This is a genomic window from Arthrobacter sp. AB6, from assembly GCF_031844545.1.
Classification (GTDB): domain Bacteria; phylum Actinomycetota; class Actinomycetes; order Actinomycetales; family Micrococcaceae; genus Arthrobacter.
Map to the genome: position 1 here is coordinate 58,425 of NZ_JAUZVL010000020.1, position 18,862 is coordinate 77,286.

At 65.8% G+C, this 18,862-nt stretch carries 17 protein-coding genes and 2 pseudogenes; 13 read left to right on the top strand and 6 right to left on the bottom strand.

From position 1 onward, the window contains the following. Window positions 1–71 precede the first annotated feature (71 nt). A pseudogene (locus Q9R30_RS14880) lies at window positions 72–540 on the top strand (hypothetical protein); the annotation flags it as partial. 85 nt (window positions 541–625) lie between these two features. Here Q9R30_RS14880 and ykgO read toward each other — a convergent pair. Together ykgO and Q9R30_RS14890 are read right to left on the bottom strand one after the other, a co-directional pair. Continuing rightward, entirely contained in the window at window positions 626–748 is a 123-nt protein-coding gene (gene ykgO, locus Q9R30_RS14885; protein WP_011693081.1) for a type B 50S ribosomal protein L36, read from the bottom strand. Then, window positions 745–1,872 carry a GTP-binding protein gene (locus tag Q9R30_RS14890; RefSeq protein WP_311218045.1) on the bottom strand — a complete coding sequence of 376 codons (1,128 nt, stop codon included), beginning with the start codon at window positions 1,870–1,872 and terminating at the stop codon, window positions 745–747. The genes ykgO and Q9R30_RS14890 overlap by 4 nt, the downstream gene beginning before the upstream one ends. Window positions 1,873–1,982: 110 nt before the next feature. Here Q9R30_RS14890 and Q9R30_RS14895 point away from each other — a divergent pair, with 110 nt between their 5' ends. The 8 genes and pseudogenes from Q9R30_RS14895 (at window position 1,983) to Q9R30_RS14930 (ending at window position 5,630) form a co-directional block, all read left to right on the top strand. Next, a complete protein-coding gene (locus Q9R30_RS14895) occupies window positions 1,983–2,291 on the top strand; it encodes a helix-turn-helix transcriptional regulator (RefSeq protein ID WP_104997833.1) in 309 nt (102 codons plus the stop codon). A gap of 22 nt (window positions 2,292–2,313) precedes the next feature. Further along, on the top strand, window positions 2,314–2,469 hold the full coding sequence (locus Q9R30_RS14900; protein WP_311218046.1) for a zinc transporter permease: 156 nt from the start codon (window positions 2,314–2,316) through the stop codon (window positions 2,467–2,469). 202 nt (window positions 2,470–2,671) lie between these two features. Then, window positions 2,672–3,538, top strand: a complete 867-nt coding sequence (locus Q9R30_RS14905; RefSeq protein WP_311218057.1) for a metal ABC transporter substrate-binding protein — start codon at window positions 2,672–2,674, stop codon at window positions 3,536–3,538. 1 nt (window position 3,539) lies between these two features. After that, entirely contained in the window at window positions 3,540–3,866 is a 327-nt protein-coding gene (locus Q9R30_RS14910; RefSeq protein ID WP_311218047.1) for an ATP-binding cassette domain-containing protein, read from the top strand. 68 nt (window positions 3,867–3,934) lie between these two features. Continuing rightward, window positions 3,935–4,348, top strand: coding sequence for an ATP-binding cassette domain-containing protein (locus tag Q9R30_RS14915; protein ID WP_396136734.1), 414 nt, complete (start codon window positions 3,935–3,937; stop codon window positions 4,346–4,348). Then, entirely contained in the window at window positions 4,327–5,241 is a 915-nt protein-coding gene (locus Q9R30_RS14920; RefSeq protein WP_311218049.1) for a metal ABC transporter permease, read from the top strand. The genes Q9R30_RS14915 and Q9R30_RS14920 overlap by 22 nt, the downstream gene beginning before the upstream one ends. A 40-nt stretch (window positions 5,242–5,281) precedes the next feature. After that, a pseudogene (locus tag Q9R30_RS14925) lies at window positions 5,282–5,392 on the top strand (transcriptional repressor); the annotation flags it as partial. Window positions 5,393–5,513: 121 nt separating this feature from the next. Next, on the top strand, window positions 5,514–5,630 hold the full coding sequence (locus tag Q9R30_RS14930) for a hypothetical protein (protein WP_311218058.1): 117 nt from the start codon (window positions 5,514–5,516) through the stop codon (window positions 5,628–5,630). Window positions 5,631–6,506: 876 nt separating this feature from the next. On the opposite strand, the gene Q9R30_RS14935 is transcribed toward Q9R30_RS14930, so the two are convergent. From Q9R30_RS14935 to Q9R30_RS14950, 4 genes are all read right to left on the bottom strand, one after another. Beyond that, window positions 6,507–7,988 (bottom strand): MFS transporter, encoded by a 1,482-nt coding sequence (locus Q9R30_RS14935; protein WP_311218050.1) that lies wholly within the window; start codon window positions 7,986–7,988, stop codon window positions 6,507–6,509. A 67-nt stretch (window positions 7,989–8,055) separates the two neighbouring features. Further along, window positions 8,056–9,549: an NAD-dependent succinate-semialdehyde dehydrogenase gene (locus Q9R30_RS14940; RefSeq protein WP_311218051.1), complete on the bottom strand. Its 1,494-nt coding sequence runs from the start codon at window positions 9,547–9,549 to the stop codon at window positions 8,056–8,058. Window positions 9,550–9,631: 82 nt separating this feature from the next. Next, a complete protein-coding gene (locus Q9R30_RS14945; RefSeq protein WP_311218052.1) occupies window positions 9,632–12,703 on the bottom strand; it encodes an FAD-binding and (Fe-S)-binding domain-containing protein in 3,072 nt (1,023 codons plus the stop codon). 8 nt (window positions 12,704–12,711) lie between these two features. Further along, window positions 12,712–13,989: an aminotransferase class III-fold pyridoxal phosphate-dependent enzyme gene (locus tag Q9R30_RS14950; protein ID WP_311218053.1), complete on the bottom strand. Its 1,278-nt coding sequence runs from the start codon at window positions 13,987–13,989 to the stop codon at window positions 12,712–12,714. Window positions 13,990–14,114: 125 nt separating this feature from the next. Here Q9R30_RS14950 and Q9R30_RS14955 point away from each other — a divergent pair, with 125 nt between their 5' ends. The 4 genes from Q9R30_RS14955 to Q9R30_RS14970 all read left to right on the top strand — a co-directional run bounded on the left by Q9R30_RS14955 (window position 14,115) and on the right by Q9R30_RS14970 (window position 18,825). Beyond that, window positions 14,115–15,083 carry a D-2-hydroxyacid dehydrogenase gene (locus tag Q9R30_RS14955; protein ID WP_311218059.1) on the top strand — a complete coding sequence of 323 codons (969 nt, stop codon included), beginning with the start codon at window positions 14,115–14,117 and terminating at the stop codon, window positions 15,081–15,083. A gap of 101 nt (window positions 15,084–15,184) precedes the next feature. Next, a complete protein-coding gene (locus tag Q9R30_RS14960; protein ID WP_311218054.1) occupies window positions 15,185–16,366 on the top strand; it encodes a M24 family metallopeptidase in 1,182 nt (393 codons plus the stop codon). A 3-nt stretch (window positions 16,367–16,369) separates the two neighbouring features. Then, complete coding sequence (locus Q9R30_RS14965) at window positions 16,370–17,614, top strand: PLP-dependent aminotransferase family protein (protein ID WP_311218055.1); 1,245 nt, start codon at window positions 16,370–16,372, stop codon at window positions 17,612–17,614. Then, a complete protein-coding gene (locus Q9R30_RS14970) occupies window positions 17,611–18,825 on the top strand; it encodes a M20 family metallopeptidase (protein ID WP_311218056.1) in 1,215 nt (404 codons plus the stop codon). The genes Q9R30_RS14965 and Q9R30_RS14970 overlap by 4 nt, the downstream gene beginning before the upstream one ends. Window positions 18,826–18,862: the final 37 nt, after the last annotated feature.

Sequence of the window (18,862 nt, forward strand, 5' to 3'; positions counted from 1 at the left end):
CCTCATACTTAACAGGCGGTGGCCCCGCACCAAACGATACAGCGCTTTCTGAATACAGTGCTTGATGTACTGCCGCCGAAGCGGAGCACTCTGCTGTGGGCATTGTCCTTGCGGCCGCGAGCCTGGCGGTGATGCCGTTCCTGTCGCTGGCGCAGCGCCGGGCGGGCCGGGAGCTGGGCTGCCGGTCAGCTGTTGCCGATTCGCGCCAGACCCCGTCGTGCACCTACCTATCAGGGGTCCTGCTGCTCGGGCTGGTCCTGAACAGCACGCTGGGCTGGTCCGGTGGCTGCGCTCATCATTGCCGCGGCAGCACCCAAGGAGGGCCGGGACGCATGGAAAGGCGAAAGCTGCTGCCCGCCCGCCCTGGTGGCGTGTGAGCCCCTCCCCCAGGCAAGTGGCAGGGAAGAAGCTGCAGCACTCCGGCCGGCGGCGTCGAAGGGCAATCCCCGGCCCGGACCAACCGCGCCGGTCAGCAGCATTCGTGCTGACCATGACGGCAACGCCCATGGCTGCCGGCGACTAAGGCCTGCGGAGATGTAAGGCGCTGCCTCAGTGCCGGAACAGGCACCAGGTACAGGGCCACACTCTGTCAGCAGCCTCTGCCCTTCGTGAGCGCGCGCCAGGATTAGCCCTGGCGGGCTTTCATTCGGGGGTTTTTCTTGTTGATGACGAAGGTCCGCCCGCGGCGGCGGACGATCTGTGCGCCCGGTATTTTCTTCAGGGCCCGCAGCGAGTTCCGTACTTTCATGAGTTGCTCCTTTGTGAGGTGTCGGTTGTTTCGTTGAGGTGAAAAGGGTCGGGAAATGAGTCAGCGGCGGCCACCATCTCCGCCTCGGACAGTTCGCAGGCACCAAGCAGCTCGGCGATCTCGGCGGCATCGATGTCATCGCCGGTGAAGGCCAGGACCGTGCCGCGGTCTCCGTACTCAGGGTGCCATTCGCCCATGTCCTGACCGGTCAATTGGGAGACAAAGGGCAGCGATTTCCGTTCGGCCTGCCAGGGACCTGTGTTTTCCAGCCAGACCCGGGGACCGATGCCCTGCACGGTGATTCTGCAGCCTGGCGCTGATGCCACCCACAGCCTTCCGCGGAGCCAGCAGCAGGCCTGGGCCAGGGCCGCCAGGGCATGGCGGAACCGCTCCGGGTGCAGGGGACGTTCAATCCGCTGGACAACGGTGGTGAACGGCCCCGAGGATTCCCCTGCTGTCCACACCACACCGGGCACGGTCCGTGCCGTAGCGTCGGCCAGACCGTGACTGCCGGTGCGGACATCGCCCACGCTGTCGGTGAGCACCGCATGCGGAGCCAATTCACGGATCAGCTGGACCCCTCGAAAACGTGCAGCCGGATCCACCGGCACCAGCACGGGGTCCGCCAGCAGGACCGTGTCAGCGAAGCACAATTCCCGTATCAGGAATTCACCGGCCGTCCGATCATCTGCCGGTACCGGCGTGAAGCCGGACTCGAACAGGGTGTGGTGGTCCCAGATCTGGTCCTCGACCGCGTCCGGCGCGCAAGCGAACACAACTGAATCGATCGTCACCCCGTCCCCCAGGCCCCGCAGCAGGGCATGCACAGCCGTCTCCGATGCCGCTGCCGGAGGCAGCGCCACAATAATGCGGGAACCGGATGGCAGCAGCCGCCGCACCGCGGGTACAACGTCGAGGCGGACCGTGCAGCTCAGGCAAGGGTGTTCCAGCGTCGCTTCCCCGTGCTCAACCCGCCGGCCCTCCTGAAAAACGCGTCGGACCACCAGCCCGTCCTCGAGCAGGTCATGAAAAACGACAAGAGCACCCGGGGACTCGGCAGCCAATGCGGCGCACGCCGCCTGGCGGCTGAAAACATCCAGGGAACTGACAAGGGTCACAGACATGCCCGGAAGCCTATCTGCGAATCGTTCTCATTTGCAAATTGAGGCCGCGGTAACGAGGGGGCGGACTCCTTTATCCCCGCGTCGTATCAACGTATATTTATGTATTGATGATGACTGATGAGCAGACGCTGATCCGGACAGCGGAGTTGTTCAAGGCGCTTTCCACGCCCTCACGCCTGCGCATTCTCTGCCTCCTCTCGAACCGGCCGTCATCGGTCAGCACCCTGGTGGAGGCGACGCGCCTTTCCCAGCCGCTGGTTTCCCAGCACCTGAAAACGCTGCGGGGAAACAACCTGGTCACCGTCACAAGGACAGGCAGAGAAGCCCTCTATGCCCTGGCCGATGACCATGTGGCCCACGTCATTCGTGACACCATCGCCCACAGCCGGGAACCACACCACGGCAGCCAGAGCGACTGACTGCCACTTCAAAGGAGTCATCATGACCGAGGAAGTCAAAGCAGAACACACCCTCACCGAGCATACGCACGGCGGAAGCGACTGCACCCACCAAACAGTGCAGCACGGGGACCATGTGGACTATCTTCACGACGGCCACCGCCACGCCGAACACGGCGACCACTATGACGAACACTGAGGCCTCTCGTTAGCTCACACTCCCAGCGAAATTGACACTGATTCTCATTAAGATGAGAATCAGTGTCATAAAAGCCCGCACCCGCCTTGCTCTTGCCATGCCCCTTTGGCCTGCCTTCTTCCTGACTGCCTGCACCCCTGGGGCCCCGGCGGACTCACCCTCCTCCGCAACAACGACCGGAGGAGGGTCCGGTTTGAAGGTGATGGCCTCCTTCTACCCCCTGCAATACGTGACCGAGCAGGTCGGCCAGGACCTGGTCACCGTCGAATCCCTCACTCCCCCGGGCACGGAACCGCACGATCTGGAACTATCCCCGGCCTCGGTGGCTGTGCTGGAAAGCGCCGCGGCCGTTGTGTACCTGTCCGGATTCCAGCCCGCCGTGGATGAAGCCATCAAGCAGGCCTCCCCCGCCCGGGTCCTAGACGTCTCTGAAGAAGCGACCCTGCCGGCGGGGCATTCTGAAGAGGAACACGCCTCGGAGGCACCTACCGGTGGTGCCAGGGAAGAGGAGCAGGCGGGCAAGACCGAAAGCGCGCATGCGGGCGAAGAGTCAGCGCAGGACCTCCACTACTGGCTTGACCCCGAACGTCTGGCCCACGCTGCCCACGCCGTAGCCGAGGAACTGGGGAAAGCAGACCCTGCAAACGCTGCCGCCTACGAGCCCAACGCCGAAGCGCTGTCCGGGAAGCTGACCACCCTGGATGAGGACTTCAAAAAGGGACTGGCATCCTGCGAGACCCGGACCATCGTGGTCTCCCACGAGGCCTACGGCTATCCTGCGAACAAATATGAGTTGAAGCAGGCAGGGATTTCCGGTCTGGCTCCGGACACCGAGCCTTCCCCGGCCCGTCTGGCCGAAATCGGCCAGGTCGTCAAGGACGAAGGGGTGACCACCATCTTCACCGAAACCCTGGTCAACCCCAAGGTCGCTGAAACGTTCGCCGGGGACCTGAACGTCAAAACCGCGGTCCTGGACCCGCTCGAAGGCCCTATTGACGAAAGCTCAGACTACGAAAACGTCATGCGCCAAAACCTCGAAGCCCTGCGCACGGCCCTGAACTGCGCCTAAAGTGCCTGAAAACCTGCCGCCTATCCGGACCCGGCAACTGCGTGTGGCAGTGGAAACCGGAACCATCCTGCACGGCATCGACCTGACCGTCGATGACGGAGATGCCGTGGCGCTGCTGGGCGCCAACGGGTCCGGCAAATCCACGCTGGTCAAAGCACTCATGGGGATCGCCCCCGTGACCTCCGGCGCCGCTGAACTCTACGGCACCGACATCACCACAGCACGCCGGTCTGTGCCCTGGTCACGGATCGGCTATGTTCCCCAGCGCCTGGGGCCCAGCTCCGGGGTGCCGGCCACGGCCCTGGAAGTAGTGGCTCCGGGCTGCTGAATAACCGGCGTTTCCGCCCGGGCCGTGGGGCCCGGCGGAAAGCCCTGGAGGCCCTGGAGCAGGTTGGGCTGGCCGACCGCGCCCATGACAGCGTGCAGGTGTTCTCCGGCGGCCAGCAGCAACGCGTCCTCATCGCCCGCGCCCTTATCCGCGACCCCTACCTCATCATCCTGGACGAGCCGCTGGCGGGAATCGACCGGGCCTCCAAGGAGGCCTTGGCCGGTACGCTGAACCGTATGCGCGGGCAGGGGACAACGATCCTGGTGGTGCTGCACGAACTCGGCGAATTGGTCGAAATTATTGAAAGGGCCGTGGTGCTGCGCCATGGCCGGATCATCTTCGACGGACCGCCGCCGCCCGCCGCGCAAGGACACGCCCACCCCGAACACGACCACGTCCATGCCCACGCCTTCACCGCCCCGCCCGGCCACACCGTCCCTGACCTGCGTTCGGAGTGGAAATGGCCTTTTTTGACACGCTGACGGCCATGCTTGCCAGCCCCCTCATGCAGCGCGGACTGATAGTTGCCGTGCTGGTGGGAATCTCAGCCCCCGTGATGGGCACCTACTTGGTGCAGCGTCGGCTGGCTCTGCTCGGCGACGGGATCGGACACGTCGCTCTGACCGGTGTGGCCATGGGTTGGCTCGCCGGCAGCGCAGCGGGGCTGACCCCCCATGACCTGCAGGCCGTTCCCGGCGCCGTCATCGCCGCAGTTTTTGGGGCCGTTCTGATCGAACTGGTGAGGGAGAAGGGAAAAACCAGCGAAGACGTCGCACTTGCTCTCCTCTTCTATGGCGGCATCGCCGGGGGTGTGCTGCTCATCGGCCTCGCGGGCGGCACTGCAGCGAACCTTACCGGTTACCTCTTCGGGTCCATCTCCACCGTGACCGAACTGGACGTCTGGCTCACCGCCGCCCTGGCAGTGCTCATCCTGACCATCGGCCTTATGCTGCGGCGTGCCCTGTTCGCACTGAGTCACGATGAGGAATTTACCCGCGCCACCGGCCTGCCCATCCGCACCCTGAACATCCTCGTCGCCGTACTCGCAGCACTGACCGTATCTGTGTCCATGCGCGTCGTAGGCGTGCTCCTGGTTTCGGCACTGATGATCGTGCCCGTCGCCATCGCCCAGCTCACGGCACGATCCTTCCGCGCCACCATGGCCACCGCAATGACCGTCGGAGCCCTCGTCTGCGTCACCGGGCTCTCGATCACCTACTTCCACTTACTCTCACCAGGGGCGACCATCGTGGTTCTCGCGATCGGTGTCTACGCCGTCGTGGCCCTTCTCCGTCCCCTGCGCCGGCGTCCTGCCGAAGACAGCGACCCTCACCTGGATGCCGAAGACGACGTTAGGCTGCACGAGAACACCTGAAATGGAACGGCGAACCCGGCAACGTTCAGCGCTGGAAGAGATGCTGAAACGCACTCCCGAGTTCCAAAGCGCCCAGCAACTGCACGCCAAGCTGCTGGTCAACGGGGAAACCCTCGCCCTGGCCACCGTCTACCGGCTCCTGCAATCCATGGTCACCGAAGGCGAAGTCGACGCACTTCGCAGCCAGGACAGCGAAACCAAGTACCGCAGGGTGCCAGCGCAAAGGACACCACCACCACCTTGTCTGCCGCCAGTGCGGTCACACCGTCGAAATCGCCGAAACTACCGTGCAACGCTGGACAGACACGACAGCCCGCCACCACGGCTTCACCTCGGTCTCCCACACCCTCGAACTCATAGGCATATGCGGCAGCTGCGGAGGGCTTTGAGTGGGGCACGATAACGATCGAGTTGGGGCGCGGCGCATTTGCAGTCCACCTGTCGCCCATCGCTATTGGATGACTGTCAGATGGGCGCCGGTATCCCCAGGAACCGCAGCGAGGAATAAACCGAAGCCAGGCAAGCTCAAGTCCACACCCCCTTTAACCGGACAAACCGTGAGCCTCCAGGGCTCGAAACGACCAGGAGGAGCTTTTCAAACAAGTTCAGCACCCAAGTCGCTCAGGTCCTGTAGTACCCGTTACCCAGAACCATGAAAAGGTGTTGGCCACCCCCCGACCAACCCGAGAGAACCGAAACGAGAAACCGTAGAGCCCCCACCTCAGCAGGCGGAAGACCCACCAGCCAGGGTCCTGAACCCGCCACCCCACACACCTGAATAGGCCACCGCGGCGGTCAGGCCAAACCCGCGAACCAGCCGTCAGAGCGACGCGACCACAAGCTTTGTACAGACGTCAAAGCAAAATCGCCCCTGACGAGGGAAAACGCCGTGCTCGAGGTGGGACTCGAACTGCATTTCAGGCCTTGCAAACACTGGGAATCCGCGAAAACATGCGGAATCCGGAGCAGTTGAGAACTGTACGGCCCGAACCGAAGAGAGATCTGTTGACATTGTCAACGCCTCGTCCTGCAGCTCTTGAGCAACTCGGTCCGACTGCCTGGAATAGATCCCGGGGGTGAAGGCGGTCCGGGCATGGGAGAAGCGCGCGAGCAATCGCGGGATATGAGCCCAGCTCCCGTCCGCCGCACCGAAACGCTTGAGTCAACGGTCCAGAAGGATAGTCAGTATCGCTAACGCATAGGGACCTTGAAGGAACAGGCGACGGCGGGTCGTCTGGTGGACGCCCGCCGTCACAGTTCAGTAGTTAGAATATGGCCCGTCGCGCCTCCGCATCCTGACGGTTCCGCTCCACGTAGCCGGGCTTGGGCACGCCCACGGACTCCGGGGCGCCAGGAAGCTCCTCTCCACGAAGGGTCGCCTGCGCCGTCTCCCGCATGCACAGGACACTAACCAGGCCGATCACGCCGGCGAGCGCCATGTACCAGCCCGGCACGAGCTGGTTTCCGGTGGTTTCAATCAGCTGATTGGCCACCGTCTGCGACGGTCCTGCGAAGAACGCCGTGGAGAAGTTGTAGGCAATTGCGAAGCCGGTGTAGCGCACGGCGGTGGGGAACAGTGCCGGGAGGGTTGAAGACACCGAGGCCACAAGAATTACCAGCAGCAGCCCTAGCACGGCCAGTCCGAGGAACTGGAGGATGAGGTTTTGCATGCCAAGCAGCATGACTGACGGTACGGACAGGACTGTGTAGCCGGCGGCGGCCACGAGCAGGAGAGGCTTGCGTCCGACGCGGTCGGAGAGCGCGCCCACCGGTGGGATGGCCACCAGCATAAGGGCCATGATTGCCACCAGCATCCAGTTGCCTTGGGCGGTGCTGTGGCCCAGTTGGCCGCTCAGGTACGTCGGCATGTAGCCCAAGATCAGGTAGAATGCCACGTTCAGCAGAACCACGAAGCCGGCTAGGACCAGCAGCTGCCGCCAGTTGTTGCGCAGAACGTGCCGCAACGGCGACTTGGTGGTCTCCTTATGTTGCGAGGCCTCGGAGAAGACGGGCGCCTCCACGAGCCGGGTTCGGATCCACAGTGCCGTGAGGCCAAGCGGGATGGTCAGGAGGAACGGTGCGCGCCACCAGCCCGCTTCCATGCCGCCGTCTCCGACAACCGCGATCAGCGTGGTGCAGACTACTGCGGCCAGCATGAATCCTACCGTGGTGCCGAACTCGAGGAATGATCCCAGGAAGCCGCGTCGCCGGTCGGGTGCAGACTCGGCCATATAGACCGCAGCACCGCCGTATTCGCCGCCTGCTGAGAAGCCCTGCACCAGGCGGCAGGCCAGCAGCAGTATGGGGGCGAGCAGGCCGACAGTGTCCAGGGTGGGCAGCAGGCCGATGGCGCCGGTGGCCAGTGTCATCAGGGTCACGGTGAGCACCATGACCTTCTGCCGGCCAACCTTGTCACCCAGCGGGCCGAGGATCAGGCCGCCGAGCGGCCGCACCAGGAAGGACAGCGCCAGGGTGGCAAGGGTGAGGGTGACGCCGAGACCGCCGTCCCCCTCCTTCGATCCGAAGAAGTTTGTGGCCATGTAGATGGTCAGGTAACCGTACACACCGTAGTCGAACCACTCGACGGCGTTGCCCAGGGCGGACCCCAGTATCGAACGGTGGAGCGAGCGCCTGCCCTCCTCGGTGGAGGGCTCCGCGCCGGGTGCGGTCTGAGGGTCCGGATGCTTGTCATGCACGGGCTGGGGACTGGTCATCATTGGTTCGTCCTTCAGTGAAGTTGTTGTCATTGCGGGCCGCCTGTTGTTGGACTTGTATTCGGCTGCGCCGGCATTGGCGCAGCCCTTTCAAGGCTTTTCAGCCGCGGGGTACGGCCATGTACTTGGTCTCGAGGAATTCCTCGATGCCTACGCGTCCGCCTTCGCGGCCCAGGCCTGAGGCTTTGATCCCGCCGAACGGCGCCGCCGGGTTGGAGACAATTCCAGTGTTCAGCCCGACCATGCCGACTTCGAGGGCGTCGCCCATCCGGAAACCGCGGTCCACGTCCTGGGTGAAAAGATACCCCACGAGGCCCCACGGAGTGTCGTTGGCCAGCCGGGTAACCTCCTCTTCCGTGTCGAACGGCACCACGGGTGCCACCGGGCCGAAGATCTCTTGGCTCATCAGGTCCGACTCCGGGTTCACGCCGGACAGCACTGTCGGCGAATAGAAGTAGCCCGGACGGTCAGGCCGTGAGCCGCCGCAGACAACGGTGGCGCCTTTGGCCACCGCGTCGTCCACCAGTTCCTGCACTTTGGTCAGCGCCTTTTCCTCAACGAGGGGCCCGACGTCGGTCCCGGTCTCGGCACCGTCACCCACCGAGAGTGCGTTCAGGCGGGCAGCGAGGCGGCGTGCGAATTCGTCTGCGATGGGGCGCTGGACAAAGAGGCGGTTGGCAGCCGTGCACGCCTCGCCCATGTTGCGCATCTTGGCTGCGACGGCGCCGTCAACCGCACGGTCCAGGTCCGCGTCTTCAAACACGATGAACGGCGCGTTGCCGCCCAGCTCCATGGAGGAGCGCATGACGTGCTGGGCAGCCTGCTCCAGCAGCCGGACGCCCACGTCGGTGGAGCCGGTGAAGCTGACCTTGCGGGCAATACCGCTGGCCATCCACGGGGAAACCACGGCGGAAGCCTTGGTGGTGCAGACCACGTTCAGGACGCCCTTGGGCAGGCCTGCCTCGATGAGGATGTCTACCAGCGCCAGCGAAGACAGCGGGGTGAGGTTGGCCGGCTTGAACACCATGGTGCAGCCCGCCGCGATGGCGGGGCCGATCTTGCGGGTGCCCATGGCCAGCGGGAAGTTCCAGGGCGTGACCAGTACGCACGGTCCGACCGGCTGCTTGGAGACCAGGATGCGGTTCTTGCCGTCGCCGGTGGTGGTCACGTCGCCGCCGATCCGGACGGCCTCCTCGGAGAACCAGCGGAAGAACTCGGCCGCGTAGGCCACCTCACCCTTGGCTTCGGCGAACGGCTTGCCCATCTCGGAGGTCATGATGAGGGCCAGTTCGTCCTGGCGGGCCATGATGAGATCGTAGGCGCGGCGGAGGATTTCGCTGCGCTCACGGGGCGCGGTCTTGGCCCAGTCTGCCTGGACGCGGCCTGCGGTCTCGATGGCGCGGCGGGCGTCTTCGGGGCCGCCGTCCGCCACGGTGGCGATGACCTCCTCGGTTGCGGGGTTAATTACGTCGAAGCGGGCGCCGGAGGCGGCTTCGGTCCACTCGCCGTCGATGAAGAGGCCGGTGCTGACCTTGGCGATGGCGTCCCTGGCCAGCTGTGAGGTGCCGGCGGTCTGGGTGGTCTGGGTTGTCATGATCGAGAATCCTTTTCGTTGGAGATGGTGCAAAATGTGGGTCAGCCTGCGGCAGCGTCAGGCGTGGTCTGGGCAGTCTTTCCTAGGGCTGTTCTCCCGGGTCCAGGAGCTGGGCAATGTGCCTTCCGGGGCGTTCGGGATCGATTTGTTTCACCTGCATTGCGCAGGAGAACCCGTCGGTGAGGACCACGGATCCCGTACTTGTGGCACGCAGCGCCGGGGCCAACGACTGCTCGGCGACCTTCATGCTCACCTCGTAGTGCTCCTTTTCGAACCCGAAGTTGCCTGCCACTCCGCAGCAGCCGGGGGCATCCACCACATCTGCGACGCCAATGGATGCCAGGGCGCCGCGCTGGGTCCTGGCGCCGAACACCGAGTATTCGTGGCAGTGCGTCTGCAGCACCACCTGGTCCGGAAGCGGCATTGCAGGAACCGGAGTCCAGCCTGCAGCAGCCAGCTCGCCAACATGCTGGGCGAAGCTGCGGACCCTCGCGGCCACCCGCCGGGCCTGGTCCGTGTGTACCAGTTCGGGCATGTCCTTCCGCAGCGCGGCTGCGCAGCTGGGCTCTACCACCACGATGGGACGGTCGGTGCCGTCGTCCAGGACTTCCGCAGCGTTGGCCATCAGCTTCTTTGCAGTGTCCAGCTGGCCAGTGGAGATCCACGTCAGCCCGCAACACGCATCTGCCGCGCATTCCGTGGAAGCCCCCGTGCCGGCCAGCACCCGGGCGGCGGCACCGGCCACCTCGGGCCGGAATCCTTTGGTGAAGGTGTCTACGAAGAGCACGACGCCTGAGGCCGAAGCGTCCGGGATGACCTCGCGGCGGGAGCGCGTCCCGCCGTCGTACTTCCCACCGGTCTTTTGCCGTGGGATCCTGCGGCCCGGCATTCCCACGCCAGCCGCGGCTACCACTTTGCGCCATTCACTATCGCCGGCGAACCGGGGCAGGTCACGGTGCGTGGTGAGGCCGCCCAGCACGGCGGCCAGCTTACCCAGGGGCGTGGCCAGGGCGGCATTGACCAGCGGTGCCATGTGCCCGGTGATCTTCAGCCATCGCGGCAGCCAGCCCAGCGAGAAGTGCGAGAGCGGCCGCAGCTTGCCCCGGTAGTAGTGGCTGAAGAACTCGGACTTGTAGGTGGCCATATCCACGCCCGTGGGGCAGTCGGTGGAACATGCCTTGCATGACAAGCACAGGTCAAGCGCTTCCCGTACCTCTTCGGACTTCCAGCCTTCGTCCACGGTGCGGGCGCCCCGGACCATGTCCTGCAGCACGCGGGAGCGGCCGCGGGTGGAATCTTTTTCGTCGCCGGTGGCCCGGTAGCTGGGGCACATCACGCCGCCGGCGTCTGTGCGGCAACGGCCCACGCCAATGCACGCCTGGACGGCATGCACCCACGGATCCATTGCGCTGCCGGCGGAGTCGGACGGGTTATCCGTTTCGCTGGCCGAACCGCCGCCGGAGTGCAGCGGCCGCAGGTCAAAGCTGGTGCGCCATTCCCGCTGCGGCACGCCGTCCAATGCCAGGTTCTCATCCAGCGGGTCAGGGTCGGTGAGGGAGCCGGGATTCAGGATCGAAACGGGATCCCACAGCTGGCGGAAGTCTGAAAACGCCGCCAGCATCCGAGCCGAGTACATCAGCGGAAGCAGCTGCGATCGGGCCCTGCCGTCCCCGTGCTCGCCGGAGAGGGAGCCGCCGTGCCGGACCACCAGTTTCGCCGCCTCCGCGGAGAACCGGCGGAACACCGTGCGGCCCTCCTCCGTACGGAGATCGTAGGTGATGCGGATGTGCATGCAGCCTGCGCCGAAGTGCCCATACATGATCCCCTGCAGCCCGAAGCTGTCCAGCAGTCCGCGGAAATCGGCAAGATAGCTGGCCAGGTTTTCCGGTGCTACGGCCGAGTCCTCCCAGCCGGGCCATGACTCGCCACCGCTGGCGAGACGGGCGGAAAGCCCGGCGCCATCCTCGCGGACCCGCCACAGCGAGGCGCGCTCCACGGTGTCCGGAACCGGGCGGCCGGCCACCAGGCGGCCGTTTTCCCGGAGCCGGGCCAGCAGGCGGTCAGCCTGGGCACGCACCTCGGCGGGATCGTCCCCGTCGAGGTCCACATAAAGCCAGGCTTTGCCCTCCGGAAGTCCGAGCACCGAGTCGGCGCCGCGCCGGAAACGCATGGTGTCCACGATGGCTTCATCGATGCCTTCGACGGCGGCCGGCGAGAATTCCAGAATAGTGGTGATATCCCGCGCTGCCTCCACGACGTCGGCGTACCCCAGGCAGACCAGCAGAGCGCTGGCCGGCTTGGGGACCAGCTTCATCCGCGCCCCGGTGATGATGGCGCAGGTTCCTTCCGAGCCCACCAGGGCGCGCGCCACGTTCAAGCCCTTTTCCGGTAGCAGGTTATCCAGGTGGTAACCCGAAACCTGCCGCTGGATCCGGCCCAGCTCAACCCGGAACTCGGCCAAATTGATGTGCGCCAGTTCCTTGAGCGAACCTGTGAGCGAGGCCGCGCGTGCAGCACCGGCCTTGTCCGCGGGGTCGGTGGCGCGCAGGCCATCCGCTGTGGCGGTGAGCCGGGCGCCGTCGGAGGTGACGACGTCCAGCTCCAGCACGTGGTCCGACATGCGGCCGTAGCGCACGGAGTGGTTCCCGCATGCGTCGTTCCCGAGCGAACCCCCAATGGTGGCCCGGTTTTTGGACGAAGGGTCCGGGGCGAACGTGTAGCGGTTGCCTGTGGCCCGCTCCACCTCGCGGGACAGCACTGCCAGGACTACCCCGGGATCCACCGCGACGGTCCCGGCGGCCTCGTCGATGCCATGGATCCGGTTCATGTGGCGCGAGAAGTCCAGCACAACACCGGGTCCGATCGCGTTGCCGGCCATGGATGTACCCCCGCCGCGGCTGATCAGCGGGGTGCCTGTCTCCCGGCACGCCGCCAGCGTTCCCACCACGTCCTCGGTGGACCGGGGGAACACGACGGCGAGCGGCGCCACACGGTAATTGGAGGCGTCATAGGAATACTCAGCCAGCCGCCGCGGCGAAGTATCCGCGTCGATTCCGGCCGCGGACAACCGCCGCAGGATCCGCTGCTGCTCCGCGTCAGGCGCGGCAGCGGATACGACGTCGGCCCGGGCGGCGGGCAGGGAGGATACAGTCATCGCGCGGCTCAGGCTCCGGCGGTGGCGGGGACAGCGCCAACCACGGCGCCGACGGCGGCTTCGAAGCGCTCCAGGCCGGTGGCGATCTCCTCGGCGGTGACCACCAGTGCCGGGATGAGGCGGACCACGTTGCCGGCCGGGCCGCAGGTCAGGGTCAGCAGCCCTTGGTCCGTGGTGGCCTGTTGGATTGCTGCGGCCGTGGCCGCGTCCGGCTTGCCGTCTTCGCCGGTGAATTCGATGCCCTGCATGAGGCCGCGGCCGCGGACGTCGCCGATGACCGGGAACCGCTGCTGGATTTCCTTGAGGCCGGCTTGGAGCTGCTCGCCGCGGATGCGGGAGTTCTCCACCAGGCCTTCTTCCTTGACCACTTCGAGGGTCGCGACGCCGGCCGCAGCGGAAACTGCGTTTCCGCCGTAGGTGCCGCCCTGGGAACCGGGCCAGGCCTTGGACATGGTCTCGGTGGAGGCGGCGATGGCTGAAATCGGGAACCCGGAGGCGATGCCCTTGGCCGTGATGATGATGTCCGGGGTGGCGTTGGAGTACTGGTGGCCCCAGAACTTTCCGGTGCGGCCCACGCCGGCCTGGACCTCATCGAAGATCAGCTGGATGCCGTACTTGTCGGCACGTTCACGCAGGCCCTCCATGAAGGCGGGCGGGGTGGGCAGGTAGCCGCCGTCGCCCAGTGCCGGTTCGATCAGGAAAGCTGCGGTGTCGTTGGGGGCGGTGCGGGTCTGGAGCAGGTAGTCCAGTTCCTGCAGGGCGAACTCGACGGCGAGTGCCTCGTCCCAGCCGTAGCGGTAGGCGTAGGGGAACGCGGACATGTGGACGCCGGCCATCAGCGGGGAGAACCCGGCGGAGAATTTGGTGCCGGCGGTGGTGAGCGATGCGGCGGCGACGGTGCGGCCGTGAAAGCCGCCCTGGAACACCACGATGTTGGGGCGGGCGGTGGCCATGCGGGCCAGGCGGATGGCAGCTTCCACAGCTTCGGAGCCGGAGTTGGCGTAGAAGACGGAGTCGAGGCCGGCGGGAAGGACCTCACCGAGCTTTTCGGTCAGTTCCAGCAACGGCTTGTGCATCACGGTGGTGTACTGGGCGTGGATGATCTTGCCCACCTGTTCGCGTGCTGCGGCCACCACCTTCGGGTGGCAGTGGCCGGTGCTGGTCACTCCGATGCCGGTGGTGAAGTCCAGGTAGTCTTTGCCGTCCGTCCCGTGGATCCAGCTGCCAAGGGCGTGGTCCACGACGACGGGGGTTGCTTGCTTGAGTGCGGGGCTGAGGGAAGTCATGCCACCCATGATGCAGGTCACAGCTGTTTATTGTCAACAATCCTAATATCGCGTAGAGTTATGGCGTGAGTAACACTGATATCCAAAGCCAGCCCTTACCGGCCCCGGCAGGAGCGTCCGAGGCAATGAGGCCCCGGGTTGTGATCCTGGTCGCCGAAGGGCAGCCCCGCCCCTACAACCTGACCGATATTGAACAGGTGGCCGACGTGGTCCTCACGGACGCAGCCGGACTCGCGGAAGCATCACGCGGCGCCGACATTCTATTCCTCTGGGACTTCTTCTCATCGGCACTGAGCGAAGCCTGGCCGCACACCGACGCCCTTAAATGGGTGCACGTGGCGGCGGCCGGAGTGGACGCGATGATGTTCGAGGAACTGCGCTCCTCGAACGTGGTTGTGACCAACGCCCACGGCACCTTTGACCAGCCGATCGCAGAATTCGTCCTGGCGTCCATCCTGGCGCACGACAAGCAACTGCACCGCAGCAAGGCGCTGCAGCAGCAGTCCACGTGGCAGCACCGGGAGGTGACCCGCACCGAGGGTTCCCGCGCATTGGTAGTGGGCACCGGCGGCATCGGCCGGGCCACGGCCCGGCTCCTGCGCGCGGTGGGGATTGACGTCCGCGGAGTGGGCCGCGGCGCCCGCGACGACGACCCGGACTTCGGCACCGTCCTCGCCAGCGGAGACCTGGCGGCGCATGCGGGCTGGGCGGACCACGTGGTGCTCATTGCGCCCCTGACCGACCAGACCAGGAACATGATGGACCGCAAGGTCCTCTCCGCCATGAAACCGTCCGCGCACCTCATCAATGTGGGCCGCGGCGCCCTGGTGGACGAACCGGCACTGATCGAGGCTCTCCAGGAGGGCCTGATTGCTGCCGCATCCCTGGACGTCTTCACCGAGGAGCCGGTTCCTGCCGCGCACCCCTTTTGGGCCATGGACAACGTCCACATGTCCGCCCACATGTGCGGCGACGTCGTCGGCTGGCGGGACGCACTGGCGCGCCAGTTCCAGGAGAATCTCGAGCGCTGGACCAGCGGCGGGCAGCTCAACAACGTGGTGGACAAGCAACGCGGCTACGTCAGCCGCCGCTAGTCCTGCACACACCCCTGCCCGCAGCGCTGGGCGCCGGTTTGTGTGAGCCATGACACATGACATAAATTGTAAACAATCTACTAACTATCGGAGGTGTCTCTTTGCTGTTCAGCCAAGAGGAATATGATGCCAGGCTCTCCGGCGTCCGCTTGCGCATGGCCAGGCAGGGGCTGTCAGCCCTGCTGGTCACCGATCCTGCCAACATTTACTACCTGACCGGCTACAACGCCTGGTCCTTCTATACCCCGCAACTGGTCTTTGTGCCGGCTGAAGGCCCCATGCTGTTGTTCAGCCGGGCCATGGATGCCGGCGGCGCCACCCGGACCACCTGGCTGCCCGAGGAATGCATCGTAGGATACCCCGAGCAGTACGTCCACCGCCCGCATGTCCACCCCTTCGATTGGGTGGCTTTTGCATTGCGCGAGCGCCACCTCATTGCCCCCGCCGCCAAAGGCTGCGTGGGCCTGGAGATGGACTCGCACTTCTTCTCCCCCAAGGCATACCGTTCGCTGGTCAACGCCCTCCCCGAATGGACCCTGGTGGACAGTTTCGAGCTGGTCAACTGGGTACGCTCCGTCAAGTCCCCCGCCGAGATCCAGCTGATGCGCGGCGCCGCGCAGGTCTGCATGGCGGCGATGCAGGCTGCTGTGGAAACGATCGACGTCGGCGTCCGCCAATGCGATGCGGCCGCGGCGATCAGCCAGGCCCAGATCCGGGGCGCCAACGGCATCGGCGGCGACTACCCCGCCATCGTGCCCATGCTGCCCACCGGCGAAGCTGCCGACACCCCGCACCTGACCTGGAGCGAAGACCGCTTCGAGGCCGGCCAGGCTGTGGTGATCGAACTCGCCGGCGCCCACCAGCGGTACCACACGCCCCTGGCGCGCACCCTGACGCTCGGCAAGAAGCCGGAGCGGCTCGCCAAGCTGGCAGACGCCGTCGCGGACGGTCTGAATGCCGTGCTCACCGAGGTCCAGCCGGGCGTTCCCGTCCGGGAACTTGCCCGCGCCTGGAACTGGACACTGGCCAAATACGGCCTGGAAAAACCGTCCCGCATCGGTTACTCGATCGGCGTCGGCTACCCGCCGGACTGGGGCGAGCGCACCATCTCCATCCGCTCCGAGGAGGAATCCATCCTCGAGGAGAACATGACCTTCCACGTCATCGGAGGCATGTGGATGGACAACTACGGCTACGAACTCTCCGAATCCATCCGCGTCACCGCCGACGGGGTGGAAACCTTCACCAGCTTCCCCCGCGAACTCATCCAGAAAGGCGGCTAGGCCGTGAACCACATCGCTACCCGCGCCCAGGCATTGCCGCTGGCAGACCGCGCCGCCAATCTGGTGGGCTCGGTAATCGACTCCAGCACGTCCCTGCTGGCCGCCCAGACCCACGACATTGTCCGCTTCGCCATGGGCTCCCCCGCGGACGAAGCCGTGCCGCTGGACGAATTCCGCGACATCGCAGACAAGGTCATCGACCACAGCTCCATGACCTACGGCGCCACCGAGGGCGAGCCCGTGCTCCTGAAGGCGCTGGTGGACTACCTTGCCGGGACCACGGATCCCACCACGGAGGAGCGCGTCACCATCACCGCCGGCGGCATGCAGGGCCTGGACCTGGCCTGCAAGATCTTCATCAACCCCGGCGACCTGGTGATTGTTGAAAGCCCCACGTACACAAACGGCAGCGCCACCGCCCTGAGCTACGGCGCCGAACTGCTCGAAGCGCCCATGGACGAAAACGGCCTCATCGTCGAGGCCCTCCCGGAGCTGGTGGCCGCCGCCGGACGCACGCCCAAGGCCATCTACACCATCCCCAACTTCCAAAACCCGTCCGGCGTCACCCTGTCACTGGCCCGGCGCCACCAGCTCCTGGAACTGGCCCACGAGTGGAACGCCGTGATTATCGACGACGACCCCTACGGTCTCCTCCGGTTCCAGGGCGAGGATCTGCCGTCCTTCCAGGCTCTGAGCCCGGGCGATCCGCTGCTTTTCTCTGTCCGCACGTTCTCTAAGATCCTGGCTCCGGGCCTGCGCGTGGGCTGGGTTGACACCGATCCGGCGCTCCGCCAGCTGGTCATCAACGCCAAGCAGGCAATGGACACCTGCACCAACGTCCCCAACCAGCACATCGTGGCCGAATACATCCGCCGCGGCGGCCTGGACAACCACCTGGCCGGCCTGCGCACGGAGTACAAGCGCCGCAAGGACGCAATGCAGGAAAGCCTCCGCCGCCACCTCGGCGACCGGGTCACCACCACCGACCCGGAAGGCGGCTTCTTCCTCTGGCTCACCCTGCAGGGCGAGGATGCAGGGATCTCCACCCGGAAGCTCTTCGAAACCGCACTGGCAGAAGGGGTGGCGTTCATCCCCGGGCCCGCGCTGTCCGCCAGCGGAAAGTTCGACGACGCCGTCCGTCTCTGCTTCGCATCCACCACTCCGGAGCGGGCCGAGGAAGGAATCATCCGGCTTGGCCGGGCCATGGACCGTGAGCTTGCAGCGCTTAAGGCCGGAGCAGGCGCGTGAGTGCCGCCGTCCAGCAGGATCTGCAGCTCCTTGAGGACAGGGTCCTGGGCCTGATCAGCGAAGCGGACCTGGTGGCGCTCACCACCGCGCTGGTGGCCGCCGGCGGCGAGAACCCCGGCGGGACCGAGGAAGCCACCGTGCAGGTCCTGACGGAGTTCAGCCAGGCCGCCGGCCTGGACGTTGCCACCGAAACCGTCGCGGAGGGACGGCCGAACTTCACGGCCGTCCTGCCCGGCGGCAGCATGCCAGGCATGCTGTTCCTGGGCCATTCGGATGTTGTTCCGGCCGGGACCGGCTGGGAGCGTCCCCCGTTTGAACCCTACATACGGGACGGCCGGCTGTTCGGCCGCGGCTCCACAGACATGAAAGGCGGCCTGGCCGCCGTGCTCATCGCCCTCAAAGCACTCAAGGCCGCCGGTATCGAACTGCCGTTCAACGCTGCACTGGCCTGCACCGTGGATGAGGAGGACCTTGGCATCGGCATCCGCGCCTACACCGCCTCCGCCGCAGCCGATCCGGCCTTCAGTTATTCGGCGTGCGTGGTGGCGGAGCCCACCGACCTGGAGACCGTGATCGGCTGCCGGGGTGATAGCTACATCGAGCTGAAAGTCACCGGCAAGTCAGCCCACTCCGGCCGGCCCGCCGACGGCCGGAACGCCATCGATGCCGCCGCCAGGATCCTGGAACTGGTCCGCAAGGACCACGCCCTGCTCCAGGAGAAGCAGGACCCGCTATTGGGCGCGGGCACATGGAACATCGGCCTCATCCAGGGCGGCACAGGTACCTCCATGGTGGCCGCGGAATGTACCGTCTCACTCGACCGCCGACTCATGCCCGACGACGACGCGCAGCAGATCCTGGACCGTCTCCTGGCACAGGTCCGCGAGGCAGGCATCGACACGGACGGCATCTCGGTCTCGGCCAGGGTAACCATGGAGATGCCCGGTTTCCGCACCCCCGAGGACCACCCGCTGGTCTCGAACTCCGTGGCCGCGCTGGCGGACGCCGGCGTGGACAGCGCCATCCGCGGCTGGACTGCTGCCTGCGACGGCGGCTTCGTGGTCCGGGACCTCGGCGTGCCGGCGATTGTGATGGGCCCCGGCGGACTGAATGACCAGGCCCACCAAGTGAACGAATCCGTCAGCATTGCCGAGATTGTCGCCGCCGCCCGCGCGTACGCGCTGCTTTGCCTGCGGCACGGCGGGAGCTGACAGACCATCAATTAACGCGCAAGGGGGCCGGATGCAC